The sequence below is a fragment of the Serratia sp. OLAL2 genome (assembly GCF_002752475.1).
Taxonomy (GTDB): Bacteria; Pseudomonadota; Gammaproteobacteria; order Enterobacterales; family Enterobacteriaceae; genus Serratia; species Serratia bockelmannii.
In genome coordinates this window covers 353,668-377,893 of sequence record NZ_MSTL01000019.1, presented here as the reverse complement: position 1 = coordinate 377,893, position 24,226 = coordinate 353,668, and the positions used below count along the sequence as shown (strand labels likewise).

The window sequence follows — 24,226 nt, the reverse complement described above, 5'->3', positions numbered from 1 at the left end:
ATTAGGACTACCGGCAGTGTAACCCAGCGCCGAGAAGCGGGCTGCGTAAAATGAGCGGTGGAGGACAAACGGGAAATGCCGGTTCAGACGAACCGGCAGGGGCATTATCGGCGGGTGGCGGCCTGACGCAGGCGTTCGACCGGGCCTTGTTGAAAATCGAATGAGGGGGCTTCTTGCCGTGCCAGCCCCTGGCGCACGATGGCCTTCACCGCTTGGCTGGCAGCAAGATCTTTTCCGGCGATCTGTTCGGCGATGCGCAGCGCTTCTTCCCGGGCCGTCCCCTCGCTGATACGGGAAATGGCGCCGTGTGACAGCGCCTCCTGTGCGCCGACGGTTCTGCCGGTCAGCAGCCAGTCGAGCGCGACATAGGGGGAGATACGCGTCGGCAAGCGCGCGCACCCACCTTGTGCGGCGACTAACCCGAGCCCGGTTTCGGGGAAGCTGAAGCGTGCGTTCTGGCCGGCGACGATCAGATCGCACGCCAGCGCCAGCTCAAATCCGCCTCCGTACGCGATGCCGTCAACGGCGGCGATGATCACCTTGGCAATCTGTGCATGGATCAGCCCGCCAAACCCCTCCGGCGTGACGATGGGCAGTTCACCCTGATGAAAGGCGTTGATATCCATGCCGGCGGAAAATACCGCCGGTTGGCCGGCCAGCACGATCGCTCGCACCGAGTCATCGTTATCCGCCTGCCGCAGGTAGGTGCGGATCAACTCGGCCATCTGCAGGTTGATGGCGTTCTTTTTTTCCTGCCGATTAAGGGTGATGACCGCAACCTGCGCGCCATGGCGCTCATAAAGCACCGGAAGAACTTCACTCATCGCTGGCTTCTCCCCGGAAAAACAACAGCGTCAGCAGCAGGGCGATGGCGCCGAGCGGCAGCGAAAACAGCGGCAGGTAATAGGCCGGCAGCGCGTAGAGCGTCAGGCCGCCCAGCATCCCGCCCGCCGCGATGCCGGCGTACAACACCGAGCTGTTGAGCGACACGGTCAGCGCGCCAAAGCGTTTCGATAGCGACAACAGGTGATGCTGGATCGGCACCAGGTACATCCAGCCGGTAATGCCCCAGACGATGAAGATGGCCAGTACCCACCAGGGCGAGGTGACATAAAAGGCCAGCAAAAACAGAGACAGCGTCTGGATCGCCACGGAAAACAGCAGCACGAACTTGCTGCCGAGGGCATCGGTTAACGCGCCGGAGGCAAAATTGCCGATCACCGCGCCAATGCCGAACACCAGCAGCGCGAGGGGCAGGATCGCCTCAGGGCCGAACTGGGTGTTTTTCAGCAACACGCTGACGTAGCTGTAGACGATGTGTTCCGAGCAAACGGCAAAAAAGGTGATCAGCAGCGTAGTCAGCACCGCCTTTTGCCGCAGCGGGGCGAGTCGCTCTTTCAGCGAATGCTTGCCCGATGGCGCAATGGCGCGCAGCGCCAACGACAGGCCCAGCAGCGCAATCGCCCCCAGCAGGGCGATGAACAGAAAGATTTCACGCCAGCCGATCAGTTTGGCGAGAAAGGTACCGAACGGAATGCCGAGCGCAATAGCCAACGTCATGCCGCCATAGACGATGGAAATAGCCAGGCCGCGGCGTTTTTCCGCCACCAGCCCCACCGCGGCGGCGGCGGCCTGCGGCGTGTAACAGGCCGCCCCCAATGCCGCCAGCACTCTGCCGAACGCGATCTGCAGGTAGCTGGTGGCCCAGGCGCAGGCCAGGTTGCCGGCGATGAACAGCACCAGCGCCAACTGCAGGATATGCTTGCGGTTGACGTTGCCCAACAGCCAGGCGGTGAGGGGGGCGAACAGCATATAGGCCAGCGCGAATACCGATATCAACTGCCCCGCTTGCGCGGGGCTGACGGCAAAGGTGTCGGAAATATCGCTGAGTACGCCGGCGACGATAAAAGCGTCGGTGCCGATGGCGAAGGTACCGGTCGCCATCAGGCAGAGCGTGATCAGATGGCCGTTATAATCCGCTAACTTCATCCTGCCCTCCGCAGATCGTTCGCTGCCCAGACCCGGCCTAGTGCCGCCAGGAAGGTCTCCACGTCGGCATGGGAATGTGCCGAGGTCGGCGTTACCCGTAGTCGCTCGCTGCCTGCGGGCACCGTCGGGGCATTGACCGGTTGCACGTAAATATCATGCTCATCGAGCAGCACTTTACTGATGTGTTTGTTGCGGTGCGGATCGCCGACCAGCAGCGGCAGGATATGGCTGTCTGCCGACACCAGCGGGATGCCGGCGGCGCGCAGGCCGGTTTTCAGGTGATCGACGATCGCCAGCAGGTGCTTGCGCTGGGTGTCATGCTCGAGGTTGTATTTAAAACTGGCCAACGCGGCGGCTACCACCGGCGCCGGTGACGAGGTGCTGAAGACGAATGCCGGGGCCCAACTGCGCACCGCTTCCACCACCGAGCGGGGCGCGGCGATATAGCCACCCGCCGCACCGTAAGACTTGCCGAATCCGCCCTGAATAATGGTGATTTTATCTAACAGGCCCAGCTGTTCGGCATAGCCCAATCCCCGTTCGCCATACACGCCGGCCGAATGAATTTCGTCGAGATAGGTCAGCGCCTGATACTGCTCCGCCAGCGCCACGATCTGCGCCAGGGGGGCAAAGTCACCGTCCATGGAATACAGCGACTCGAAGGCAATCAGCTTTGGCCGCGCCGGATCGGCGGCCTGCAGCAGCTCGGCGAGGTGTGCTACATCATTGTGGCGGAAGATTTTTTTCTCCGCTTTGCTGTAGCGAATTCCGTAAATCATCGAGGCGTGATTCAGTTCGTCGGAGAACACGATCAGATCGGGAATGGCGTCGCACAGGGTGGATAAGGTGGCGTCGTTGGCGCCGAAACCGGTGGTGAACAGCAGCGCCGACTCTTTGCCGTAGGCGCTGGCCAGCAGCGTTTCCAGCTCGCTGTGGTAGACCGAGGTGCCGGAAATGCTGCGGGCGCCGCAGGTGCCCAGCCCGACCCGGTTAACCGCGTCGGTGGTGGCCAGCAGCACTTTGGGGTGGTGGCTCATCGCCAGATAGTCGTTCGAGCACCAGACGTTGAGACGGCGCTCGCCGTGGTGCCCGTGGCTGGTGGCCCAGGGTTTGTCCTGCACGCCGCGTTCAAGGTTGAGAAACTCGCGAAAACGCCCCTGTTTTTTGGTTTCCGCCAGCTTTTCTTCAAGAATGTTCAGTACGCTCATCGTATGTTCCTTGTGTTAAACGGCTTTAAGGTTTAATGACAGGCCCTGACCGACGCCGACGCACATCGTCACCAATGCGTTGCTTGCCTGTCGGTCGCGTAATTCCAGCGCCGCCGACAGCACCAGGCGCGCACCGGACATCCCCAGCGGATGACCGAGCGCGATGGCGCCGCCGTTCGGGTTGACCCGCGCGTCGTTGGCGTCGATGCGCCAGTGTTTCAGCGCCGCCAGAACCTGTGAGGCGAACGCTTCGTTAATCTCGATGATGTCGAAGTCGTTCAAGGTGAACCCGCCGCGCTGCAGTAAGCGCTCGGTGGAGGCGATCGGCCCCAGCCCCATCAGCGCCGGTTCAACGCCGGCGGCCGCGCTGTCGCCGATCTCCGCCAGCGGTTGCCAGCCCTGGCGTTTCACGTAGCGACCGGAAGCCAATAGCAGCGCGGCGGCGCCGTCGTTGATGCCGGAAGCGTTGCCCGCCGTGACCGAACAGCCGGCGGAGAACGCCGGTTTCAGCGCCTGCAGCTGTTGCAACGTGCTGAGCCGGGGAAATTCATCCTGCGCGAATGTGCGGGTGGTTTTACGATCCGCCGGCACGTCCACGGGCGTGATTTCCCGCGCCAGCCGGCCGCTGTCGATCGCCCGGCGGGCTTTTTGCTGCGAGCCCAGCGCGAACAGATCCTGTTCCTCGCGTGAGATATGTTGCCGTTGGGCCACGTTTTCCGCCGTGATGCCCAGCGGGTCGCTGCCGTAGCGCTCCGCCAGCCGCGGATTGACGAAGCGCCATCCCAACGTGGTGTCATACAGCTTCACGCCTTTGTCGAACGGCGTTTCGCCCTTGCTCAGCACATAGGGTGCGCGGCTCATGCTTTCCACACCGCCGGCCAAAACCAGTTCGCTAAGACCGCTGCGGATTTTCGCCGCGGCGTAGATCACCGCATCCAACCCGGATGCGCAAAGGCGGTTGAGGGTGATGGCCGGCACCGACGGGTCTAACCCGGAAAGCAGTGTTGCCATGCGAGCGACGTTGCGGTTGTCTTCGCCGGACTGATTGGCGCAGCCCAGAACCACTTCGTCCAGATTCGCTTCCGCCGCCGGATGGCGCTGCAGCAGGCCGCGAATGATCGTCGCCGCCATGTCGTCGGGGCGGGTATGCGCCAGGCTGCCGCCATAGGCGCCGATCGCCGTGCGCGTGCCGTCGATCAGATAAACGCCGTCATCGTTAATGTTCATCATGGCTCCTCAAGGCGTGGTCGTCAGCGCCGGTTGCGCGGCGTGCAGAAGGGTGTAATGCGGCGCATAGCGCGCTGCGTGCAGCAGCTGCGCCAGATTGCTCAGCGTCGTCCTGACGTTTTTCTCCCCCAGTTTGCCGAGCCAGTCGAAAATGCCGCCGGCGTAGTTAACGCCCGCGACGGCGGCGACATCAATGTCTTCCCGGCTGCAGACGCCGCTTTCCACCATGATCACCGACTCATTGATCAGGCTGCTGAGGACGCGAGCGACGATCAGCGCCGGGGAATCTTTGATAAATTCAACCTGCGGGATCGCAGTGTGCAGCAGGCGTAAAAACAGCGCCTTATTGGCCGCAGAGGCATAGCGATTGTGCGCCGCAACCAGATACGCCGTGTCGGCGTAGTTCAGGGCGATGTCGACCACAAAAGCGTCAGCCGTCGTCTGCTCGGCTAACTGGCTCGCCGTGCGGCCATCGGTGATGCTGACGGTGAATGCGTCATTGATCTGGACGGCCGGCCCCAGGCTCGGTAAGGCCGGCCGTTGTTCCACGCGCAGCTGTGGCCACTGACGTGCGGCTCGCTGTTGCAACAGGGTAAAAAAAGGGTGTTCGCCGTAAACGCGCAGCGTCTCGACGTCTGCATCGATGGCGGCCGTCACTGGCGGGGCGGTTTCTTCGGCGGCAAAATAGGAGCGGCCGTTCTTTTTCCCCAACAGACCGGCATCGACCAGCGAACGCTGCAGATGGCCGGGGGTATAGCGCGGGTCGTATTGCATGTCCTGCCAGATTTGCCGGCTGACCTGATAGTTGATGTCCTGGCCGATAAAATCGGTCAGCTCGAGCGGCCCCATGCGGAAGTGTCCGCCGGCCTTGAGGGCACGGTCGATCTGCGGCGCGCGCGCCACGTGCTCTTCCAACAGGCGGAACCCTTCCAGGTAGTAGGGGCGGGCCATGCGGTTGACGATAAACCCCGGCGTGGCCTGACAGACGACATCGCGTTTCCCCAACGCGGCCACCAGTTGACGGCAACGTTCCGTGGTGGCGTGTGCGGTAAAGTAGGCCGGGATGATTTCAATCAGTTTCATCAGCGGCGCAGGGTTGAAAAAGTGCAAACCGATAAACCGCTCGCTGTGCGTCACCGCGGTTGCCAGCTTGTTAAGCGACAGTGAGGAGGTATTGGTGGCGATCAGCGTATCGGGCTTGACCACCGCGGCGATGGCCGCCAACACCTCAAGTTTGGTTTGTTCATGCTCGGCGATGGTTTCTATCACCAACTCGCTGTCGGCGATAGCCACAAGCGCCGTCGAGAACACCAGATTGGCCAGCACTGAGCTTTTATCCTGCAGCGCGATCTTGCCCTGTTCGACTTTCTTGTTCAGGTCTTGCGCGATATATTCGCGAGCCTGATTGAGGGTATTGCCGTTGCGATTATAAAGCACCGTACGAATGCCTTTTTGCGCGAAAAGATAAGCGATGCCTCTGCCCATCGTTCCCGCGCCGATAATCGCAGCCGATTGAATTGCCGCATTACTTTCTGCCATAGAAAATCCCCGTCACTGTATGCCATGCGAAATTCGCAAATGCTTATTATCTCTTTGGATTTACGGCGGCACCGGGTGCCTGTTTGGAAAGTAATTGGCGGTGTCCTGGCTGTCTAACGGTAGAAATGACAGGTTTACGTCCTGAAGGGATTATGCTATTCGCGTAGTTTTCCTGTTCGGCGCAATAAAAAGGCTTATTTTAAGGGGAATAGCTGTTTTCGTTATAGCGTTGGTATTTTTTATTATATGAAACGGCTACTGGCGCCGGGCGGCGATATTCTATAGTGAGTCTGACCTATCGATAATCGGCATCGCTATCTGGAGAACCTGCGTTATGGATACCCGCACTCAACGGCTCATGGCGGAGGTGATTGGCAGCCTGGCCGATCGCGAATGCTTTCTGACGCAACTGGGGCCCTGCGCCGAGGCGTTGGGGTTTGATTATTTCTCCTACATCGTGTTTTCCTGTTATCCGGCCAGCCGCCCCAAGATGCTGATCGAAGGTAATTTTTCAGCAGAGTATCTCGAAGATTATCGGCGGCAGCGGGTGTATTTGCAGGATCCGGTCATTGAGCGCGCTCACCATTCCACGCTGCAGTTCCAGTGGGACGAACGTTTTTATCACGATCGGCCGACGCTTTGGCGACGTATGGCGCAGTTTGGCCTGTGCGCCGGTTGGTCGCAGTCGGTCAAGGATTGCTATGGCAGGCTGGGGATCCTGACGTTTGCCGGCACAGCGCTACCGGAGCAAACGCCACAAGCGCGTGCGGCAAATGAAACCTTTTTCCTTTGGCTGGCGCAAACCGCCCATAAAACGCTGCGTGAAGCCTTGATATCGGTGAACGACGACGCGATAAAAGACGTGCTGACGCTGCGCGAAAAAGACATTTTACGCTGGTGCAGCGAAGGGAAAACGGCGGAAGAGATCGCGCTGTTGATGGGGGTGAGCGAGCGCACGATCAATTTCCACATAGGCAACTCGATTAAAAAACTTTCTGTCGCCAATAAGACCGCAGCCACCGCCAAAGCGGTTTATTTACAGCTGATTTAATCTCGAGAAATAAATAATTAATCGCCTATCCGTTATCGGTGTGATGTTTATATTTTGTTAAATTAAAAGCTATCCTTATCAGTATTTACCCCCCGATCACAAAAGCGTGATAAAGCGATTCACCGCGCCCGTGCGCGGCAGTATTCTGTTGGCACCCGGTTTACATAGAAAGGATGTGATATGTACAAGACTATTTTAGTGCCGATCGATATTGAAGAGGATTTGTTGACCGAGCATGCGCTGAAGCATGTGGAATATTTGGCGAAGATGTCCGGTGCTAAAGTGCATTTCTTCCATGCGCTGCCGGATGCTTCGGCTTTTGTTACTGCCTATTCGTTCGGTCTCAAGGAGTTTGAGAATCAGGCGGAGGTGAAGGCGGTGGACAAACTGAAGAAAATCATGTCGGAAATCGATCTGCCGTTGGATCGCCTTAATTACACCGTCAGCTTCGGTTCTGCGCGCGATCAGGTGTTGGAACTGGCGGAAGAAATCGACGCCGACCTGATCATTATCGGTTCGCGTCGCCCGAGCGTGAAAACCTATCTGCTGGGATCTAACGCCGCCGCCATCGTTCGCCATGCCAATATTTCGGTGATGGTGGTCAGATAATACGTATTAAACCCACCGTTTTCGGGCGCGTTCTGCGGTTGCCGGTCAGCGGCAGAGCGTGCCTTACGTTATTGCCATCTCAGTGTGAGCTGCTACGATTTTAGCTGACGTTTTTATGCCACCCGGGTCACCGGCCTTGCGCATATTCTTCATCTCAGCCAGAAGAGGGGCAGCTATGCCATTAGAAGTCGATGGGATCATTAGAGGCGATCGGGGCAGTGAACCGAGCCGTTGGCAACATGCGTCAACCAAACCGCTTATCACGCTGACCTGGCATCACACCATTCCTTGGAACTGTTTGCGTAATGTCTGGAATGGTCTGGTGGCGGGGCAGCATTGGAACGCGCTGGACGAGTTTATGAACCTGATCGGTGTGCCAAACCGTGCCGAGGTGATCACACAGATCAAGAATAAAAACCTGCAGGATCGCGATGGATTACACACTCTGGTGACCTGGCAAGGATGGAACATCGTCGAGGGGCCTGGTAATGAGTATCGTGCGCAGGGGGACGATCCCGGTGAAAACTTCGACGGTTGGTCGGGTAAGGGGATGAGCACTAATCAGCAAGCGACGCTGCAGCAGGTCAACGTGTTGTATCAGGTGATGGCGCCGCTGGGAAGCCGTGCGCTGGACGCCGCCAGACAGGCGCCGAACATTTCTGCGGAAGAAGCGAGCGTCTTGCAACGGACGATTAAACAGACCCGTCCAACGTTGCGAGGAAAGGAACCGATCCGGTGGCAAGAAGACATGTGGCATCAGGTGCAGCCGGGTAAAGAGGCGAAACACTTCGCCCGTTGGGACACCAAACCGGTGTGGCGCAAGCGCCTGCATAGCGATCTGGCTCAGGCTGGATAAGCCTTTCCCCGCGCCGGGTTGCCGGCGCGGGGCATCAATCCGGCGCTAATCGCACAGCGCCATTATTTCGTCGTACAATGTCCTGGGAATTTCCACGCCGTATTGCTCGCTCTGCCGCCGCTGTCGATAACGCCGCTCGCCGGGGATGCGTGCGCCTTGCGCCTGCATATCGGCAAACATCGCTTCTGCTCCGGCGAAATATTTCGCCTTATCCGCACCGAGAAAACGCTCGGGATCCAACGCGATGATCAACTCACCGCCGTAAGGCGACGAACCGGTGCCGTTGTCATAGGCCAGCGATTCCTTGCTGGTCATATCGCCGATCAGCGGCCCTGCCAGCAATTCAACCATCGCCGCCAGCGCCGAGCCCTTATGCCCACCGAAGGTCAGCATCGCGCCCTCCAACACGCTGGCGGCATCGGTGGACGGATTGCCTGCCTTATCAATGCCCCAGCCTTCAGGCAGCGGGGTGCCAGCGCGGTGGTGCAGTTCGATTTCGCCGCGCGCCGCCGCGCTGGTGGCCATATCGAATAAAAACGGCGGCCGATCCGGGCGTGGCCAGCCGAAGGCGATGGGGTTGGTGCCAAACAGCGGACGCGAACCGCCGGCCGGCGTCACCCACGCGTGGCTGGGTGTGCAGGCTAAGGCCACCAACCCCTGTTCGGTCAGCGGTTCTATGTCGGCCCACAGCGCGGAGAAATGCACGCAGCGGTTGATCGCCAGCGCGGCGATGCCATTGGCGCGCACCTTACCGATAAAGGCCGGCAGAGCAATCGCCAGCGCAATCACCGCCATGGTGAAGGTGTCCCACGGATGGGCAATAGCGCCGATGCCGCCGAAGCTGCTGAGGTAGGAAAGCCCGATCACCAGCGCATAGAAGACGATCAGCCACAACGAGGACCAAATTTGCTGCCGAAGGCTAACGGCGTGGGTCGGCACCTGATTTTTGAACAGGATATAGATGAAGAACATCAGGATCTGCAAGCCGAGCAGCCAGGAGACGGTGTCCCAGCCGGACCAGAAGACGATCAACGCCGAAATGATAAACGACAGCGGGCCGAGCACGCAGAAAGCGCGCACCCGGAACGGACGCGGCATATCGGGCGCATTGCGCCGCAGCCCGGCGGCGGTGACCGGGGCGATGGCGTAGCTCAACACCAGTGCGGCGGACACCACGCCGATCAGCTTTTCCCAGGACGGGAATGGCAGCGTCCAGAATACCGAGAGAGCGAAGGTCAACCACAGCGCCGGACGCGGGATACCGGACTCGCTATCCACCCGGGTGAACAGTTTGAAGAAGGTGCCGGCGCGCGCCCAACCGTAGATCACGCGAGGCGTGGCGTTCATATAGATGTTGCCGGTGCCGCTCGGCGAAACGATCGCGTCGCTGACTACCAGAAACGCCAGCCATCCCATGCCCAGCGTGATGGCGATGTCGCGGAACGGCAGGGAGAACTGTTGGCTGATGCCGGCCCAGCCACCGCTTAGCATCTCACTAGGGATACTGCCGAGAAACGCTATCTGCAGCAGCACATAGATGATGGTGGACAGCACCACCGACAGGATCAGCGCGATAGGAATGGTGCGCTGCGGCCTTTGCACCTCGCTGGCGACCGAAATGATCGGCGTCAGGCCTAGGTAGGCGAAGATGATGCCGCCGGCGGAAATGGCGGCCTCAACCCCGGCGGAACCGAAAGGGGCAAAGCCCTGGCTGTGCAGGTTTTCCGGTTTGAAAAAGCTGAACAACACCACGATCACCAGCAGAGGCACCAGAAACTTCAGCACGCTGATCAGGTTATTGGATTTGGCGAAGGTTTTGACGCTGTAGTAGTTGAGCGCGAAGAAAAAACACAGCAGCGCCAGCTGCACCAGCCAGCCGATCGCTGTTGGATCGCCGGACCCCGGCTGGCTGAGGAACGGGAACCAGGCGGCAGCGTACTGCCGGGCGGCGACGACTTCGATGGCGATCAGGCTGGAGAAGGCGATCAGCGTGATAAACCCCAGCAGATAACCCATTAGTTCACCGTGCGAGAATACCGGATAGCGAATGATGCCGCCGGCGCGCGGCAGAGCGGCGCCCAACTCGCAGTAGACGATGCCGAGCAGCAGCACCGCCAGGCCACCGATCAGCCAGGAATAGATGCCGGCCGGGCCGGCGATGGAGGAGACGTGGCTGGCGGCGAACAGCCAACCGGAGCCGAAGATGGCGCCCAGACCGATGAACGTCAGATCGGTGAGCGTAAGCTGCTTCTTGAATTTGCCTTGGGTTGTCATGGTATTACCCTTTTGTTATTGAGTGGCAGGCAGATGCGGCCGGGCTAATGTTGGGCAGGTGAAACCAGGGGATCTCGGGTGTAAGCGCCGTTAACCAGTCGCAGCAGGTTGAGCGGGTTGGCGTCCTGCAGCGCCGGCGGCAACAGCGCTGCAGGGGTGTTTTGCAAACAAACTGGCCGCAGGAAACGCTCGATCGCCAGCGTGCCTACCGAGGTGCCGCGTGCGTCGCTGGTGGCCGGGTAAGGGCCGCCGTGCACCATGGCGTCGCACACTTCCACCCCGGTCGGGTACCCGTTGAATAGCACCCGACCGGCTTTGCGCGCCAACAGTGCCGTTAGCCCGGCGGCCATATCGAGATCGTCGTCGTCCGCCAGCAGCGTGGCGGTCAACTGGCCTTGCAATGCCGTTAGCGCCGCATGCAGCTGCGCTTCGTTATCCATCGCCACCAGGATGCTGGCCGGGCCGAAGACCTCCTGTTGCAGCAGCGGGTCGGCCTGCAGCAACAGCGCCCCCTCCGCCTGATAAAGCTGCGCCGCCGCCCGAAGAGCAGGCGTTTCGCTTCGGCCTGCCAGCCGCCGCATACCCGGGTGGGCATCGAGGGCCGCCAGCCCGTGACGGTAGTGCTCCAGGGTGCCGGCATTCAGCATCGGCTGCGGCTCGGCGGCGTTGACCAGGGCGCTCATCGTTTCGGTTAACCGATCGAAGGCGGCGCCGCGCAGCGCGACGATCACGCCGGGCTTGGTGCAGAACTGACCGCAGCCGAGCGTGAAGGAAGAGACCAGTTCCTGCGCGATGTGCTGCCCGCGCCGCGCCAGCGCCTTGGGCAGGATCACTACCGGGTTGATGCTCGACATTTCGGCGAAGACCGGAATAGGTTGGGGACGTTGCATCGCCAGATCGAACAGCGCCCGGCCGCCTTGCAGCGAGCCGGTGAATCCCACCGCTTGAATCGCCGGATGTTGTACTAAATCGGCCCCCACGCGGTTGCCGAAGAGCATGTTGAAGACGCCAGAGGGCATCCCCGTGCGTTCCCGTGCGCGCTCGATCGCCTGAGCGGTTAGCTCGGCGGTGATCATATGGCCGCTGTGTGCTTTGAACACGACCGGGCAGCCGGCGGCGAGCGCGGCGGCGGTATCGCCGCCCGCGGTGGAAAACGCCAGCGGGAAGTTGCTGGCGCCGAATACTGCCACCGGGCCGAGCGCCGTGCGGTATTGACGCAGATCGGGGCGCGGCAGGGGGGAACGCCGCGGCAGCGCGCAGTCGATGCGTACGCCCTCGACATCGCCGCGCCGCAGCAGCGTGGCGAACAGCCGCATCTGACCGCTGGTTCTGGCGCGTTCGCCGCTCAAGCGCGCCGGCGGCAGGGCCGTTTCCTGTGTGGCGAGGGCGAAGAAGGTTTCGTCCAAGGCATCTAGCTCCTCGGCGATGGTGTCCAAAAAGTTCGCGCGTTGCTCGGCGCTGAGTTGCGAATAGGGCACAAAGGCCGTGGCAGCGGCTTCGGCGGCGGCGGCGGTTTCAGCCGCCGTGGCTTGGTGGAAGCGGTAGCCGGTCGGCTGACCGTCGTCGGCGCGCAGGCTGAGCAGCGCAGCTTCCCCTGCGGCGCGGCGCTGGCCGCCGATAAATTGTTGGCCGCTGATGGCGACGTGGCGTTCGTTGGGCATGGATTCCCCCGGTAAATAAAGAGCGACGCCCGGCCTGGCCGGGCGGTGAAGGCGTTACAGGCCGACGTTCGGCAGCGCCGGACGAGTGGCCAGCGCTTTATCGATCACGGCATTGATCTCGGTGAGCGTTTCCCCCTGCAGCGCCAGGCGCGGTGGGCGAGTGACGGCGCTGCCGCGGCCAACCCGCTGTTCGCAGAGCTTGATGCATTGCACCAGATCGGGACGGGCATCGAGGTGCAGCAGCGGCATGAACCAGCTGTACAGCGCCAATGCTTCCTCATAGCGCTTTTCCTTAGCCAGACGGAACAGGGTTTCCCCTTCGCGCGGGAAAGCATTGGACATGCCGGAGATCCAGCCTTGCGCGCCGACGGCGATGCTTTCCAGCACCACATCGTCCAACCCGGCGAACAGCACGAAGCGATCGCCGACTTCGTTGCGTAGGTCGATAAAGCGGCGCGTATCGCCCGATGAGTCTTTGAAACACACGATGTTCTCGCAGTCGACCAGCGAGGTCAGGATGTCGGGTGTGACGTCATTTTTGTAAATGGGGGGGTTGTTGTAGACCATGATCGGCAGATCGGTCGCGCCGGCGACGCTGCGGAAGTGTGCGGCGGTTTCGTGCGGCTTGGCGGAATAAACCAGCGCCGGCATCACCATAATGCCATCGACACCGGCCTTTTGCGCTTCACGCGCCATGTTCTGCGCGAAGGCGGTGGTGAACTCGGCGATGCCGGCGATCACCGGCACTTTGCCGTCGGCGGCGTCTCTCGCCACTTCGATCACCGCCAGCTTTTCCTGCATCGTCATCGAGGTGTTTTCACCGACGGTGCCACACACCACCAGACCGGAGACGCCGTCGCGCACCAGGTTTTTGATCACCGTATGGGTGGCGTCGAGGTCCAGAGAGAAATCGTTGCGGAACTGGGTCGTCACCGCCGGGAATACGCCGCTCCAGCTTATGGCTTTATGGCTCATAGTGTTTGTCCTGTCGTCCGAAAGTGTTAATGAAAAGTGAATCTTTAGTAAGGCTCACCGACAGATTGACCGGTATTGCGCAGGGAGGCTTGACGCTTTTCGCCGATTGCCGCGACGAAATTGGCACAATGGCGGCGGAAAGCGGGCATGAAAAAAACCAGGCGCCGGTGCGCCGTGAGGAGAGGGAGGTAACCAGGTAAATCAGCGCGTTAAGCGGAAAGCGTCAGGCGGAAATCGCGCGGCGTGGAGCCGGTCATCGCTTTGAACTGACGGCTGAAGGCGCTGTGATCGGTATAGCCGCACTGTAGTGCGATGTCGGTGATTGGCAGATCGCCGGCCAGCAGTTCCGTGGCCTTTTCCAGCCGCACTTTATGGATCATCTGGCGCGGGGTGAGGTGGAAGATACGTTTGCAGTAGCGTTCGATCTGCGCCACCGACAACCCGGTCAGCGCCGTCAGCTCTTCAAGCGCGATCGGTCGCGCGTAGTGGCGGCGGATATGCACGTCGATCGCCGCCAGCCGTTGGTAGGCCGGGTGATTGGCCCTGGCCTCCTGCAGGTCGTGAGAAATACCCGCCATACCGATGATTCTTCCCTGCGCGTCATACAGCGCCAGCTTTTGCGTCAGGCACCAGCCGGTTTCTCGGCCATTGTACAGGTGCATCTCCAGTTGATCCTGGATCAGCACGCCGTGGCGCAATACCCGCAGATCCTGCTCGGTGTAGCCGGATCCGAGCTGAGCGGGAAAAACGTCGGCGGAGGTCTTGCCCAGCAGCGGCGTGACGGTTTTGAAACCGCAGCGCTTGGCCAGCGTGAGGTTGGCCAGCAGGTAGCGAGCCTGGGCGTCTTTGATAAAGAACACCACGTTCGGGATCGCGTTCAGCAACGGCGCGATCAGCGCCAGCGTATTCAGCAGATCGCGCAGGTTGTTCGGGCGCTGTTGCGCCAGTCCGTCGCACAGACGCGACAGATGTTCGACGGCAAAAACGTCCTCCTGCTCCGGCAACCCAACAAGCGAAGGCGGCGAGAGAGAAACCGGAGGCTGATAGTCTGAAGTGGATCGCATAACAGTCCCTTTTCGGTCGTTAGCCGGAAAAACAGGCGGGCCAGGTTGGCACTTTCGCATCAATATTAACTTTTCTGTAACGAAGCAAGCGCTATTTCCGTCCGGCTGCTAAATATGCGGATTGCCGCATACTTTTGCCGGGCGGTGTTTGGCAGTTGCTTGAAAACTGCGGTGTTTCTCGCTACATAAAGGTTTAGCATGGAAATAACAATATGATAAATAAGTCATTATTATGGCATTCGTTAAGCGTATACCCGCGCCGCGTCAGACCTGACTTTTATCACTGTGCTGATTTCTTCATTCGCCGCGCCGAAACGCATCAAGCCGCCATGCTCACATTCGTTCAGGCTAATGCCATTGGTAACATCTCATTAACTCAGGAGACGCCGATGGCACTTTCTGCGCATATCACCGCTTTGCGGGCGATCGATTCTCATACCGGCGGAGAGCCGACACGTCTGATCGTGGAAGGGTTTCCCGATCTCGGCGAGGGCAGCATGGCGGAACGGCGGGCGCGTTTCGCACAACATTATGACGATTGGCGCTGCGCGGTGATGCTCGAACCGCGCGGCAATGACGTGCTGGTGGGGGCGCTGCTGTGTCGCCCCTGCTCGCCGCAGGCCACCGCTGGGGTGATCTTCTTTAACAACAGCGGCTATCTGGGTATGTGCGGGCACGGCACTATCGGGCTGATCGCTTCGCTGGCGCACCTGGGGCGCATCCACGCCGGGTGCCATCTCATCGAGACCCCGGTCGGCACGGTAAACGCCACGCTGCATGACGACGGCAGCGTCACGGTGGAGAACGTGGCGGCTTATCGTTACCGTCGCCAGGTGCGGCTTGAGGTTGGGGGATACGGGCCGGTGACGGGGGATATCGCCTGGGGCGGTAACTGGTTCTTCCTGATCGGCGAGTCGCCGTTACCTATCGATAGACAAAATCTGGAGGCATTGACCGCGTTCACCTGGGCGGTGCGGCAGACATTGGAACAGGCGGGCATCTGTGGTGAAGACGGCGGAGTGATAGACCATATCGAACTGTTCGGTGACGATCCGCAGGCCGACAGCCGAAGCTTCGTGTTGTGCCCCGGCAAAGCCTATGATCGTTCTCCGTGCGGTACCGGTACCAGCGCCAAACTGGCGTGTCTGGCGGCGGACGGCAAACTGCCACCGGAAACGCAGTGGCGGCAGGTCAGCGTGATCGGTAGTGAATTCCAGGCCTATTACCGCTGGAATGGCGAACGTATTACTCCTTTTATTCGCGGGCAGGCCTATGTGTGTGCCGATAGCCAACTGCTGCTCGACGAACGCGATCCCTTTGCCTGGGGAATACGCTGATGGGCACCGGACAGAAAGCCGATGTCATCGTGATCGGCGCCGGCATCATCGGCGCTGCCTGTGCCTGGCGGTTGGCGCGGGAAGGGTATCGTGTCTCGGTAGTGGACGATCGTCGCGCCGGTGCGACCGCCGCCGGCATGGGGCATCTGGTATGCATGGACGATAATCCGGCTGAGCTGGCGTTGAGCGCTTATTCGCTGCGGTTATGGCGTGAAGTGACGGGGCGGATGCCGCAAGCGTGTGCCTGGCGCGGCTGCGGAACGCTATGGCTGGCGGATAAAACGGATGAAATGGGCATTGCCGAACAAAAGCGGGCGCGGCTGGCGGAGCAGGGTGTGACTGCGGAACTGCTGACGGCGGAGCAGATCGCCGCCGTGGAGCCGATGCTGCGGCACGGCCTGGCCGGTGGGCTGCGGGTGCCGGCCGACGGCATTGTGTATGCGCCGCTCGTGGCTCGCTGGCTGTTGGACGACGGTAGTGCGGCGATCGACGTGGTACATGGTGAAGCGACAGCATTGGAGGAAGGGGCAGTGAGGCTGGCGGATGGCAGGCGCCTGGCTGCGCCACTGGTAGTCCTGGCCTGTGGCCTTAGGGCCAATAGCCTATTGCAGCAGGCTTTGCTGCACGCCAAGAAGGGCCATCTGGCGATCACCGATCGCTACCCGCCGCGGGTGCGGCATCAACTGGTGGAGTTGGGGTATGGCGCCAGCGCGCATGCCAGCGACGGTACGTCGGTGGCATTCAATGTGCAGGCACGGCCCACCGGACAATGGCTGATCGGCTCTTCCCGCCAGTTTGACGCCGTCGATTCGGCGTTGGACATGCCAGTGTTGGCGGCGATGCTCAAGCGTGCGCAGCATTTCTTGCCCGCACTGGCGCAGATGAACATCATTCGCTGCTGGACCGGGCTGCGCGCTGCCTCTGCAGACGGGCTGCCGTTGTTGGGCGCACATCCGCGGCATTCCTGGCTGTGGTTGGCGCTGGGGCACGAGGGATTGGGTGTCACAACCGCCCTTGGTAGTGCCGCGCTGATTACTGCGCAGATCGGCCGGCAAACGCCGGAGATTGATGATTCCCCCTATTTGGCGGCGCGCGCGTTTGCCGTCGAGGAGCTGCCTGTATGAATGAAAGACAAAATACGCTCTCGTTGAGTATCGATGGAGAGCACCGGCGGGTGCCGGTTGGCCTCAGCGTTGCTGCGGCACTCAGCCTGTGCGGTGACGATCGTTGCCGGTTGTCGATTTCACACCAACCACGGGCCCCCTTTTGCGGTATGGGCATTTGTCAGGAGTGCCGGGTGACCATTAACGGTCTGCGTCGCCTGGCGTGCCAGACGCTGTGCCAAGCCGGCATGCGCATCGAGAGGAGCGATGATGAGTAACTTCGACTGTGAGGTGCTGATCGTCGGCGCTGGGCCGGCCGGCATGGCGGCGGCGCTGGCCGCTGCGGAAAGTGGTGGTCAGGTACGAATGATTGATGATAATCCACATCCAGGCGGACAAATCTGGCGCGATGGACCGCAGGTGGCATTGCCTGAAATGGCGAACCGCTATCGGCAGGCGGTGGTGACGAAGGAAAATATTGCGCTGCAGTCCGGCTGCAAGCTGGTGGCGCAGTGTGGCGCTAACCGATTGGCATATGAAGATGCCGAAGGCTGCGGCGTGATTCGCTATCAAAAGTTGATTTTATGCAATGGCGCTCGTGAACTCCTGTTGCCGTTTCCCGGCTGGACGCTGCCGGGGGTGACCGGCGCCGGTGGTCTACAGGCGCAAATCAAGCAAGGGCTGACAATCCGCGGTGAGCGAGTAGTGATAGCAGGCAGTGGTCCACTGCTGTTGGCGGTGGCGAACAGCGTAAAACAGGCCGGCGGCGAGGTGGTGCTGGTGGCTGAGCAGGCACCGCTTTGGCGGTTGGCGGCGTTTGCGGGCGGCTTGTGGCGCTGGCCAGCCAAGCTGCATCAGGCGTTTTCTCTGATGCCGCATCGTTATCGTGCCGGTAGCCGGGTGCTGGCGGCGTTGGGGCAAGACCGTTTAACCTCGGTGCACGTCAATAACGGTGGGCGGCAAAGAACGATCGCCTGCGACAGGTTAGCCTGCGGTTTTGGATTGGTGGCGAACATTGAGTTGGCCATGCTGCTGGGGTGTCGGATAGAACACGGTGCCGTAGCGGTGGATCATTGTCAGCAAACCAGCCAGGCGCAAATTTATGCCGCCGGGGAATGTACCGGCATCGGCGGCAGTGAATTGGCGCTCACCGAAGGCGCCATCGCCGGTTATGCCGCCACCGGTCAGAAGGAAAAAGCCGATTTTATGATGGCGCAGCGGCAGCGGTGGCGGCGTTTCGCCACGGCGACAGCGGCCGCTTTTACGCTCGATGAACGCATGAATTCTCTGGCCAAACCGCAGACGCTGCTGTGCCGCTGCGAAGACGTCGCGCTGGAACAGGTCCGCCATCAGCCGGATTGGAACACGGCTAAGCTAAGTAGCCGCTGTGGCATGGGGGCATGCCAGGGTAAAGTCTGCGCGGCGGCGGCGAGGCAGCTTTTGGGCTGGCCTTTGCCACCGCCGCGTGTGCCTTTAACGCCGGTCAGGGCGGAAACACTGGTTGCGCTGGGGCTGAACCGAAGTGATGACGACGGCTGAATGGATTAGCGGCATGTCACCCTAGGCAAACGCCGCCACATCACCATTGCGGCCAATAGTAGGTTTTCTCTCGCCAACCTTTGCTGTACATACAGGCTTCGATGGTGGCGTTTCGGGCGGACTGATTGCGGTCGGTCTGCACCGTCTTAATCGACGGCTCTTTGTCATAGCGGTATCCCGATGGGCAATCTTTCTTATTTTTCTCGCAAGGGATGTATTTGTTTTCGTAGCTGAACTCCACGTCCCGCACCACGTCCGGCGGAAAACGATCGTAGCCGCGGCTGCGGCATTCGGCATATTCGGCATCCCGGGTACTCTCGACCGCGCCGGGCCTTTCCCATTGGGTGCAGGCGGTCATCATCAAAAGCGGCAAAACAATCAAACAACGGTAATTCTTCATGGTGTCCCTAACTCTTTCTCTGTCCTGAGGCTCTCCGACTAGGAATGTTCCTAACTGGCGAGGTAGGAAAGTGTAATAAACTGGCGGAATAATTGGAAATGATAATGGTTATTGTTTAGGTATGATTGAGGAAGTGCCGCGTTGAGAGAGGATGTGGCACATTGGGGAAGTCTGTAGGGATCTGCGACCACACGACGAAGGTGGGTCGATGTGGTGCTGGTTTTATTCATTCTTTTTATGCCGTAATGATCCGAGCGCAATTGCATCGTTTTGATGAGTGAAATAATACGCATGCTAAGTATGTTCTTATCTTGCCTGACTATTATTTTTATTTAGGATATTTACCCATGCCAAGGATTTAATACTCGGTATTAATACTCTATTTTTTTATTTCTGTTTTTTTATTGGGGTTTTATTTCCGGGTTTTTTCTGGGGAAGGCTTTTAGTTACAGGGAATTCATTTGCATTTTAAATTTGGATTTTTTAAATTAATTTTAGAGGAAGGGTAATCGTACGCGACAGCGTCAAAAAAGGAGTTTATTTTGTCTGGGATAAAGAAAACGCCTGAAAGTCATGACGGTTTACCTTCACCATCAGAGGATTATGATACTTTCAAGCACCTCTCCGATGTGGGGGCCGTGTTGGGATATGGGCGAACTCGCTTTTATCAGTGGTGCCGCGGACGCGGATTTCTAACCCCAATGAACGTTCCATCACATGAAATGATCAGCCTGGGATATATGGTGGCGGTGTTATCAGAGACCGGTCATACCCGAGTTTACGTCACGCAGGATGGTTTCAGTTACGTCAGTGGTGCTTTTGCGGCAGATATCCAACGTGGCATGGTCAAGTTTTAAATCTGCAAGAATCGCCTTTATTTCAATAGCTTTAATGCAGAATCTTCTTATTCCTGCCGGTTTGTGGGTGAGTGGGAAGTTATCCGATTTTTTCGTCTCTGCAGTATGAATGCTACTGGAGACAGCTATTCTCTTGTTACGATAAGCATTATTTTCTTCAGGAGCCAAGGATGAAGCATTACGCCGCGTTGTTATTTGCCTCTGCACTGTTGACGGGATGTGCGACTCAAGTCGTACCGCCGCAACAGGCTGAATTGCCGCCCCCAAGCCGTCTGATGCTCTATCAGAATATCCCGGATACGCCTTACGCTACGGTAATGGTGGTGCGCGACAGCGGAATGCTAGCGGGGAGCTGTCGCACCGGCGTCTATGTGAATGGGGAGTTCGCCGCTTCACTGGGGTCGAAAGAGAAAGCAGAATTTCGCGTGCCGCCAGGCAATATTACGGTCAGTATCGGGCAAGATATGATCGAGAATAATCTGTGTATTTGGCGTGAGACCGGCGGCAGTGTACCGATGACGCTGCGCGCCGGTGAAAGCCGCTATCTGCGTATCGCCGGCGATCGGCAGAGAGGCTTCGTTTTGCAGGCAGGGCGGCCGTAACATTTCCGGCAAGGGCGTTAACGCCCTTGCCACCATCCCCACAGCGTAATGAGTAGCCACGCCGCTGCAATCCAGCACAGTACCGCCGCACCCAGCGCTAACGACAGCCGCAGGCTGTTAATCAGGAAATACAGCGAAATCAAATACACCAGGTAGGGCAACACCGCCCACATGCCGAAAATCAGCGTCGTTTTTAGCGCCGCTATTGAACGTTCGCTGCCGACAACATAATGCGCAATCAAAGCAAAAGTGGGGAAGAGCGGGACTAAACCGGCGATATAATAGTTGCGCGTTTTGGCCAACAGGCCAATCAGAACCACGACCAGCGCGCCGATCAGCGCTTTGACAAGGATGCCCATAACGGTCTCGGGTGTGGGGGAAAGTCAACACACTGCCCGAAAGTCTGTGCAAGATCAATGGCGTGTTGCGTAGCGCGGGGAAAAACAGACCCGCATGAAACGCGGGTCTGAGAGGCAACGTTTACTGGCGGTAAGCGTGCTTGATTTGCTGAATGCTGTTCTTGAAGATTTCCGCCTGAGTCGGATCTTCAATCTGGGCAATGAAACGTTCCATGTTGATGATGACTTTCCCGGCGTCGGCCTGGCCGATCGACTTCAGGATCAGCGTCAGCGTAGCTTTGAGGCAGGCAACCTCGGTCGCCAAGATTTCCGGGTTTGCAGACGTAGTGAAATCAACGTTGCTCATTTTCTCTCCTGATTTTTTGAGGCCGTAGCCTGATACAAGCTGCTTTGGCGCACCGCGCGTGGGCTAAACAGTTGTCGCGCGCGGTGGCGAATTTAACTGGGCGCGGAGTATAGCATAGCATGCGTCCATCATCTGCACCGGGCTTGCTCCGGTCACGCGGGTGGGCAACGTTCGCTCATTGCTTGTCCGAATCATCCTCTATCGGCAAGTTATTTCGAGGTGGTTAACAAGTATTTGTCCGGCACGTTATTGTTGAACGATGGGGTTATTATAATTATTTGGAGCGTAGTACACCGATTTTAGCGGCGTTTGCCGGGAATAATAGTTTCGACCGTGGGTTGCCAGACCCGCGTTGGCAGCGGATTTTGCTACGCCTTTAAATATCAAATGATTACAAATAGCCAATAGCCGTGTTAATATTATTCATGTCGTGATTGCTTACACAGATTTCTCACTCGCAGCATGATTGTCGCGCTATCCTGTGTCGGGTACAGCGCCGCGGAATTATTTTCGTCGCCTGATGTTTTCCGACGTGACGATTTATCGGCGGCATAGACGGCTAAAATTGAAAAATCAGCTCTGCTCCGCAAAGTTATTCGAAAGTATGTATTAATCTGTGTTCATTCTTGTCTGAAAAACAAGTAATATCTCTGGCGAAAACAGAGGCCGATTGCGTTACTCCCTTTTTTTGGAGATTTTTCCTTGATTAGCGTTCTTCTTGTTGATGACCACGAACTGGTGCGCGCAGGGATACGACGCATTCTTGAAGATATCAAAGGTATAAAAGTTGTCGGTGAGGCCCAGTGCGGTGAAGACGCCGTAAAATGGTGCCGTGGCAACGCTGTCGATATCGTGCTGATGGACATGAATATGCCGGGCATTGGCGGGCTGGAAGCCACGCGCAAGATTGTGCGTTATGCGCCCGACGTCAAAGTCATCATGTTGACCATCCATACTGAAAATCCTTTGCCCGCGAAGGTGATGCAGGCGGGGGCCGCCGGTTACCTGAGCAAGGGCGCCGCGCCGCAAGAAGTGATTAACGCCTTGCGTTCCGTGCATGCGGGGCAGCGCTATATCGCGTCTGACATCGCTCAGCAGATGGCCTTGAGTCAGCTGGAACCGCAGGCTGAAACGCCGTTCAGCTGCCTGTCTGAACGCGAGTTACAGATCATGTTGATGATCACCAAAGGCAAAAAAGTGAATGAGATCTCGGAGCAACTGAGTCTCAGCCCAAAAACGGTGAACAGCTACCGTTACCGCATGTTCAGCAAACTGAATATCAGCGGCGACGTCGAATTGACTCACCTGGCCATCCGACATGGATTGTTCAATGCGGAGACGTTGTTAAGCAGTGAATGATCGTTTTGATGCCAAAGCCTTCCTGAGTACCGTCACCAGCCAACCCGGCGTCTATCGTATGTACGACGCCACGGGGACGGTGATCTACGTCGGTAAAGCCAAAGACCTGAAAAAGCGTCTCGCCAGCTACTTTCGGCAGCAGGTCAGCAGCCGTAAGACCGAGACGCTGGTTAAAAATATCGCGCAAATAGACGTAACGGTTACCCATACCGAAACGGAAGCGCTGTTGTTGGAACATAACTACATTAAATTGTACCAACCGCGATATAATGTTCTTTTGCGAGACGATAAATCTTATCCGCTGATTTTTCTCAGCGCGGATACCCATCCCCGTTTGGCGGTGCATCGCGGCGCCAAACACGCCAAGGGCGAATATTTCGGGCCTTTTCCCAACTCTTACGCCGTACGCGAAACGCTGGCGCTGCTGCAGAAGCTGTTCCCGATCCGCCAGTGCGAAAACAGCGTGTATCGCAACCGTTCACGTCCGTGTCTGCAGTATCAGATCGGCCGCTGTCTGGGGCCTTGCGTCGCCGGCCTGGTGAGTGAAGAAGAATATCGGCAACAGGTGGACTACGTGCGGCTGTTCCTTTCAGGCAAAGATCAACAGGTATTGCACCAGCTGATTGCGCGCATGGAAGAAGCCAGCAAACTGCTTAATTTCGAAGAGGCGGCGCGCATTCGCGATCAAATTCAGGCCGTACGCCGCGTCACGGAGCGGCAGTTCGTGTCGGGCGACAGCGACGATCTGGACGTGATTGGCGTGGCGTTCGATGCCGGTATGGCGTGCCTGCACGTGCTGTTCATCCGACAGGGCAAGGTGCTGGGCAGCCGCAGCTATTTCCCTAAAGTGCCGGGTGGTACGGAGATGAGCGAGGTGGTGCAGACCTTTGTTGGCCAGTTCTATCTGCAAGGCAGCCAGGCGCGCACGCTGCCCGGCGAGATCCTGCTGGATTTCAGCCTGCCGGAAAAAGACCTGCTTGCGGAATCGCTCTCCGAGTTGGCGGGGCGCAAGATCCAAATTCAAAGCAAACCGCGCGGCGATCGCGCCCGTTATCTGAAGCTGGCGCGCACCAACGCGGCAACGGCGTTGACGACCAAGCTGTCGCAGCAGTCGACTATTCATCAGCGGCTGGCGGAATTGGCCAAGGTGCTGAACCTGGCGGAAATCAACCGTATGGAGTGCTTTGATATCAGCCATACCATGGGCGAGCAGACCGTGGCTTCGTGCGTGGTGTTCGACGGTAACGGCCCCGTGCGAGCGGAGTATCGGCGCTATAATATCAGCGGCATCACGCCTGGCGATGACTACGCGGCGATGACGCAGGTGCTGAAGCGCCGTTACGGCAAGGCGCTGGAAGAGAAAAAGATCCCGGATGTCATCTTCATCGACGGCGGTAAAGGGCAACTCGGCATGGCGATCGAGGTATTCAAATCGCTGAACGTCACATGGGACAAGAATAAGCCATTGCTGATCGGCATTGCCAAAGGCGCCGACCGCAAGGCCGGGTTAGAAACGTTGTTCTTCGTCCCGGAAGGCGAGGGAATTTCTCTGCCGCCGGATTCGCCGGCGCTGCATGTGATCCAACACATCCGCGACGATTCGCACAATCATGCGATTACCGGTCACCGGCAGAGAAGGGCGAAAGTCAGAAATACCAGCGCATTGGAGCTGATTGAAGGCGTAGGGCCGAAACGGCGCCAGGTGCTGTTGAAGTATATGGGCGGACTGCAACCTTTGTTGAACGCCAGCGTGGAGGAAATTGCAAAAGTGCCGGGTATTTCACAAGCATTGGCAGAAAAGATCTACAATGCATTGAAACACTGAGGGCAATGTAGCAACATACTCTTAATTTCCACTCTAGCCAGATAGT

General features: G+C 58.6%; 24 protein-coding genes. 12 read left to right on the top strand and 12 right to left on the bottom strand.

Features of this window, described 5'->3' with window-relative positions; translation table 11 throughout:
- Positions 1–104: 104 nt before the first annotated feature.
- The 5 genes from BVU99_RS19210 to BVU99_RS19190 are packed head-to-tail and all read right to left on the bottom strand — an operon-like array spanning position 105 to position 5,963.
- Entirely contained in the window at positions 105–824 is a 720-nt protein-coding gene (locus BVU99_RS19210) for an enoyl-CoA hydratase-related protein (RefSeq protein WP_099817377.1), read from the bottom strand.
- Positions 817–1,989, bottom strand: a complete 1,173-nt coding sequence (locus tag BVU99_RS19205) for an MFS transporter (RefSeq protein WP_099817376.1) — start codon at positions 1,987–1,989, stop codon at positions 817–819. The genes BVU99_RS19210 and BVU99_RS19205 overlap by 8 nt, the downstream gene beginning before the upstream one ends.
- Entirely contained in the window at positions 1,986–3,197 is a 1,212-nt protein-coding gene (hemA, locus tag BVU99_RS19200; RefSeq protein ID WP_015377390.1) for a 5-aminolevulinate synthase, read from the bottom strand. Before hemA ends, BVU99_RS19205 begins: the two co-directional genes overlap by 4 nt.
- Positions 3,198–3,212: 15 nt before the next feature.
- Complete coding sequence (locus tag BVU99_RS19195; protein ID WP_099817375.1) at positions 3,213–4,424, bottom strand: acetyl-CoA C-acyltransferase; 1,212 nt, start codon at positions 4,422–4,424, stop codon at positions 3,213–3,215.
- A gap of 9 nt (positions 4,425–4,433) precedes the next feature.
- Positions 4,434–5,963 carry a 3-hydroxyacyl-CoA dehydrogenase NAD-binding domain-containing protein gene (locus BVU99_RS19190; RefSeq protein WP_099817374.1) on the bottom strand — a complete coding sequence of 510 codons (1,530 nt, stop codon included), beginning with the start codon at positions 5,961–5,963 and terminating at the stop codon, positions 4,434–4,436.
- Positions 5,964–6,297: 334 nt separating this feature from the next.
- Between BVU99_RS19190 and BVU99_RS19185 the strand changes: the two genes are divergently transcribed.
- From BVU99_RS19185 to BVU99_RS19175, 3 genes are all read left to right on the top strand, one after another.
- Positions 6,298–7,014, top strand: coding sequence for a LuxR family transcriptional regulator (locus BVU99_RS19185; protein WP_025302346.1), 717 nt, complete (start codon positions 6,298–6,300; stop codon positions 7,012–7,014).
- Positions 7,015–7,194: 180 nt separating this feature from the next.
- A complete protein-coding gene (locus BVU99_RS19180) occupies positions 7,195–7,623 on the top strand; it encodes a universal stress protein (protein ID WP_025302347.1) in 429 nt (142 codons plus the stop codon).
- Positions 7,624–7,798: 175 nt separating this feature from the next.
- The gene (locus BVU99_RS19175) at positions 7,799–8,479 is read left to right on the top strand and encodes a hypothetical protein (RefSeq protein ID WP_025302348.1); all 681 of its coding nucleotides are present in this window, start codon (positions 7,799–7,801) and stop codon (positions 8,477–8,479) included.
- A gap of 45 nt (positions 8,480–8,524) precedes the next feature.
- On the opposite strand, the gene BVU99_RS19170 is transcribed toward BVU99_RS19175, so the two are convergent.
- Genes BVU99_RS19170 through BVU99_RS19160 form a run of 3 tightly spaced genes read right to left on the bottom strand, consistent with a single transcriptional unit; the run spans position 8,525 to position 13,389 of the window.
- Positions 8,525–10,753 (bottom strand): Ldh family oxidoreductase, encoded by a 2,229-nt coding sequence (locus BVU99_RS19170; RefSeq protein WP_099817373.1) that lies wholly within the window; start codon positions 10,751–10,753, stop codon positions 8,525–8,527.
- A 44-nt stretch (positions 10,754–10,797) separates the two neighbouring features.
- The gene (locus tag BVU99_RS19165) at positions 10,798–12,414 is read right to left on the bottom strand and encodes an aldehyde dehydrogenase (NADP(+)) (protein ID WP_099817372.1); all 1,617 of its coding nucleotides are present in this window, start codon (positions 12,412–12,414) and stop codon (positions 10,798–10,800) included.
- Between the two features lie 54 nt (positions 12,415–12,468).
- The gene (locus tag BVU99_RS19160) at positions 12,469–13,389 is read right to left on the bottom strand and encodes a dihydrodipicolinate synthase family protein (RefSeq protein ID WP_049204282.1); all 921 of its coding nucleotides are present in this window, start codon (positions 13,387–13,389) and stop codon (positions 12,469–12,471) included.
- Positions 13,390–13,418: 29 nt separating this feature from the next.
- On the opposite strand from BVU99_RS19160, the gene BVU99_RS25170 reads away from it, so the two are divergent.
- Positions 13,419–13,589 carry a hypothetical protein gene (locus tag BVU99_RS25170; RefSeq protein ID WP_153266251.1) on the top strand — a complete coding sequence of 57 codons (171 nt, stop codon included), beginning with the start codon at positions 13,419–13,421 and terminating at the stop codon, positions 13,587–13,589.
- 9 nt (positions 13,590–13,598) lie between these two features.
- Here the strand turns inward: BVU99_RS25170 and BVU99_RS19155 are convergent, their stop codons facing one another.
- On the bottom strand, positions 13,599–14,453 hold the full coding sequence (locus BVU99_RS19155) for an AraC family transcriptional regulator (protein WP_025302353.1): 855 nt from the start codon (positions 14,451–14,453) through the stop codon (positions 13,599–13,601).
- A gap of 389 nt (positions 14,454–14,842) precedes the next feature.
- Here BVU99_RS19155 and BVU99_RS19150 point away from each other — a divergent pair, with 389 nt between their 5' ends.
- The 4 genes from BVU99_RS19150 to BVU99_RS19135 are packed head-to-tail and all read left to right on the top strand — an operon-like array spanning position 14,843 to position 18,432.
- The gene (locus tag BVU99_RS19150) at positions 14,843–15,790 is read left to right on the top strand and encodes a 4-hydroxyproline epimerase (RefSeq protein WP_049208431.1); all 948 of its coding nucleotides are present in this window, start codon (positions 14,843–14,845) and stop codon (positions 15,788–15,790) included.
- Positions 15,790–16,914, top strand: coding sequence for an FAD-dependent oxidoreductase (locus BVU99_RS19145; protein WP_099817371.1), 1,125 nt, complete (start codon positions 15,790–15,792; stop codon positions 16,912–16,914). The genes BVU99_RS19150 and BVU99_RS19145 overlap by 1 nt, the downstream gene beginning before the upstream one ends.
- Entirely contained in the window at positions 16,911–17,171 is a 261-nt protein-coding gene (locus BVU99_RS19140; RefSeq protein ID WP_025302356.1) for a (2Fe-2S)-binding protein, read from the top strand. Before BVU99_RS19145 ends, BVU99_RS19140 begins: the two co-directional genes overlap by 4 nt.
- Positions 17,164–18,432, top strand: coding sequence for an FAD/NAD(P)-binding oxidoreductase (locus BVU99_RS19135; RefSeq protein WP_025302357.1), 1,269 nt, complete (start codon positions 17,164–17,166; stop codon positions 18,430–18,432). Before BVU99_RS19140 ends, BVU99_RS19135 begins: the two co-directional genes overlap by 8 nt.
- Before the next feature lie 40 nt (positions 18,433–18,472).
- On the opposite strand, the gene BVU99_RS19130 is transcribed toward BVU99_RS19135, so the two are convergent.
- Positions 18,473–18,832, bottom strand: coding sequence for a hypothetical protein (locus BVU99_RS19130; protein WP_025302358.1), 360 nt, complete (start codon positions 18,830–18,832; stop codon positions 18,473–18,475).
- 542 nt (positions 18,833–19,374) lie between these two features.
- On the opposite strand from BVU99_RS19130, the gene BVU99_RS25030 reads away from it, so the two are divergent.
- Both BVU99_RS25030 and BVU99_RS19125 read left to right on the top strand, forming a co-directional pair.
- A complete protein-coding gene (locus tag BVU99_RS25030; RefSeq protein WP_127146676.1) occupies positions 19,375–19,689 on the top strand; it encodes a hypothetical protein in 315 nt (104 codons plus the stop codon).
- Between the two features lie 170 nt (positions 19,690–19,859).
- Positions 19,860–20,291 (top strand): hypothetical protein, encoded by a 432-nt coding sequence (locus BVU99_RS19125; RefSeq protein WP_099817370.1) that lies wholly within the window; start codon positions 19,860–19,862, stop codon positions 20,289–20,291.
- A gap of 17 nt (positions 20,292–20,308) precedes the next feature.
- On the opposite strand, the gene BVU99_RS19120 is transcribed toward BVU99_RS19125, so the two are convergent.
- Both BVU99_RS19120 and BVU99_RS19115 read right to left on the bottom strand, forming a co-directional pair.
- The gene (locus BVU99_RS19120) at positions 20,309–20,650 is read right to left on the bottom strand and encodes a GlpM family protein (protein WP_025302360.1); all 342 of its coding nucleotides are present in this window, start codon (positions 20,648–20,650) and stop codon (positions 20,309–20,311) included.
- Positions 20,651–20,771: 121 nt separating this feature from the next.
- The gene (locus BVU99_RS19115; RefSeq protein WP_004927950.1) at positions 20,772–20,996 is read right to left on the bottom strand and encodes a DUF2594 family protein; all 225 of its coding nucleotides are present in this window, start codon (positions 20,994–20,996) and stop codon (positions 20,772–20,774) included.
- Between the two features lie 702 nt (positions 20,997–21,698).
- Here BVU99_RS19115 and uvrY point away from each other — a divergent pair.
- Both uvrY and uvrC read left to right on the top strand, forming a co-directional pair.
- Positions 21,699–22,355 (top strand): UvrY/SirA/GacA family response regulator transcription factor, encoded by a 657-nt coding sequence (uvrY, locus tag BVU99_RS19110; protein WP_004927947.1) that lies wholly within the window; start codon positions 21,699–21,701, stop codon positions 22,353–22,355.
- Positions 22,348–24,180 (top strand): excinuclease ABC subunit UvrC, encoded by a 1,833-nt coding sequence (gene uvrC / locus BVU99_RS19105; protein ID WP_099817369.1) that lies wholly within the window; start codon positions 22,348–22,350, stop codon positions 24,178–24,180. Before uvrY ends, uvrC begins: the two co-directional genes overlap by 8 nt.
- The last annotated feature ends 46 nt before the right edge of the window (positions 24,181–24,226 follow it).

What these genes read in the sequence shown, in the direction of transcription:
- BVU99_RS19210 (WP_099817377.1), bottom strand. Translation starts at nt 824, where the DNA reads ATGAGTGAAGTTCTTCCGGTGCTTTATGAGCGCCATGGCGCGCAGGTT.
- BVU99_RS19205 (WP_099817376.1), bottom strand. Translation starts at nt 1,989, where the DNA reads ATGAAGTTAGCGGATTATAACGGCCATCTGATCACGCTCTGCCTGATG.
- hemA (WP_015377390.1), bottom strand. Translation starts at nt 3,197, where the DNA reads ATGAGCGTACTGAACATTCTTGAAGAAAAGCTGGCGGAAACCAAAAAA.
- BVU99_RS19195 (WP_099817375.1), bottom strand. Translation starts at nt 4,424, where the DNA reads ATGAACATTAACGATGACGGCGTTTATCTGATCGACGGCACGCGCACG.
- BVU99_RS19190 (WP_099817374.1), bottom strand. Translation starts at nt 5,963, where the DNA reads ATGGCAGAAAGTAATGCGGCAATTCAATCGGCTGCGATTATCGGCGCG.
- BVU99_RS19185 (WP_025302346.1), top strand. Translation starts at nt 6,298, where the DNA reads ATGGATACCCGCACTCAACGGCTCATGGCGGAGGTGATTGGCAGCCTG.
- BVU99_RS19180 (WP_025302347.1), top strand. Translation starts at nt 7,195, where the DNA reads ATGTACAAGACTATTTTAGTGCCGATCGATATTGAAGAGGATTTGTTG.
- BVU99_RS19175 (WP_025302348.1), top strand. Translation starts at nt 7,799, where the DNA reads ATGCCATTAGAAGTCGATGGGATCATTAGAGGCGATCGGGGCAGTGAA.
- BVU99_RS19170 (WP_099817373.1), bottom strand. Translation starts at nt 10,753, where the DNA reads ATGACAACCCAAGGCAAATTCAAGAAGCAGCTTACGCTCACCGATCTG.
- BVU99_RS19165 (WP_099817372.1), bottom strand. Translation starts at nt 12,414, where the DNA reads ATGCCCAACGAACGCCACGTCGCCATCAGCGGCCAACAATTTATCGGC.
- BVU99_RS19160 (WP_049204282.1), bottom strand. Translation starts at nt 13,389, where the DNA reads ATGAGCCATAAAGCCATAAGCTGGAGCGGCGTATTCCCGGCGGTGACG.
- BVU99_RS25170 (WP_153266251.1), top strand. Translation starts at nt 13,419, where the DNA reads ATGAAAAGTGAATCTTTAGTAAGGCTCACCGACAGATTGACCGGTATT.
- BVU99_RS19155 (WP_025302353.1), bottom strand. Translation starts at nt 14,453, where the DNA reads ATGCGATCCACTTCAGACTATCAGCCTCCGGTTTCTCTCTCGCCGCCT.
- BVU99_RS19150 (WP_049208431.1), top strand. Translation starts at nt 14,843, where the DNA reads ATGGCACTTTCTGCGCATATCACCGCTTTGCGGGCGATCGATTCTCAT.
- BVU99_RS19145 (WP_099817371.1), top strand. Translation starts at nt 15,790, where the DNA reads ATGGGCACCGGACAGAAAGCCGATGTCATCGTGATCGGCGCCGGCATC.
- BVU99_RS19140 (WP_025302356.1), top strand. Translation starts at nt 16,911, where the DNA reads ATGAATGAAAGACAAAATACGCTCTCGTTGAGTATCGATGGAGAGCAC.
- BVU99_RS19135 (WP_025302357.1), top strand. Translation starts at nt 17,164, where the DNA reads ATGAGTAACTTCGACTGTGAGGTGCTGATCGTCGGCGCTGGGCCGGCC.
- BVU99_RS19130 (WP_025302358.1), bottom strand. Translation starts at nt 18,832, where the DNA reads ATGAAGAATTACCGTTGTTTGATTGTTTTGCCGCTTTTGATGATGACC.
- BVU99_RS19125 (WP_099817370.1), top strand. Translation starts at nt 19,860, where the DNA reads ATGAAGCATTACGCCGCGTTGTTATTTGCCTCTGCACTGTTGACGGGA.
- BVU99_RS19120 (WP_025302360.1), bottom strand. Translation starts at nt 20,650, where the DNA reads ATGGGCATCCTTGTCAAAGCGCTGATCGGCGCGCTGGTCGTGGTTCTG.
- BVU99_RS19115 (WP_004927950.1), bottom strand. Translation starts at nt 20,996, where the DNA reads ATGAGCAACGTTGATTTCACTACGTCTGCAAACCCGGAAATCTTGGCG.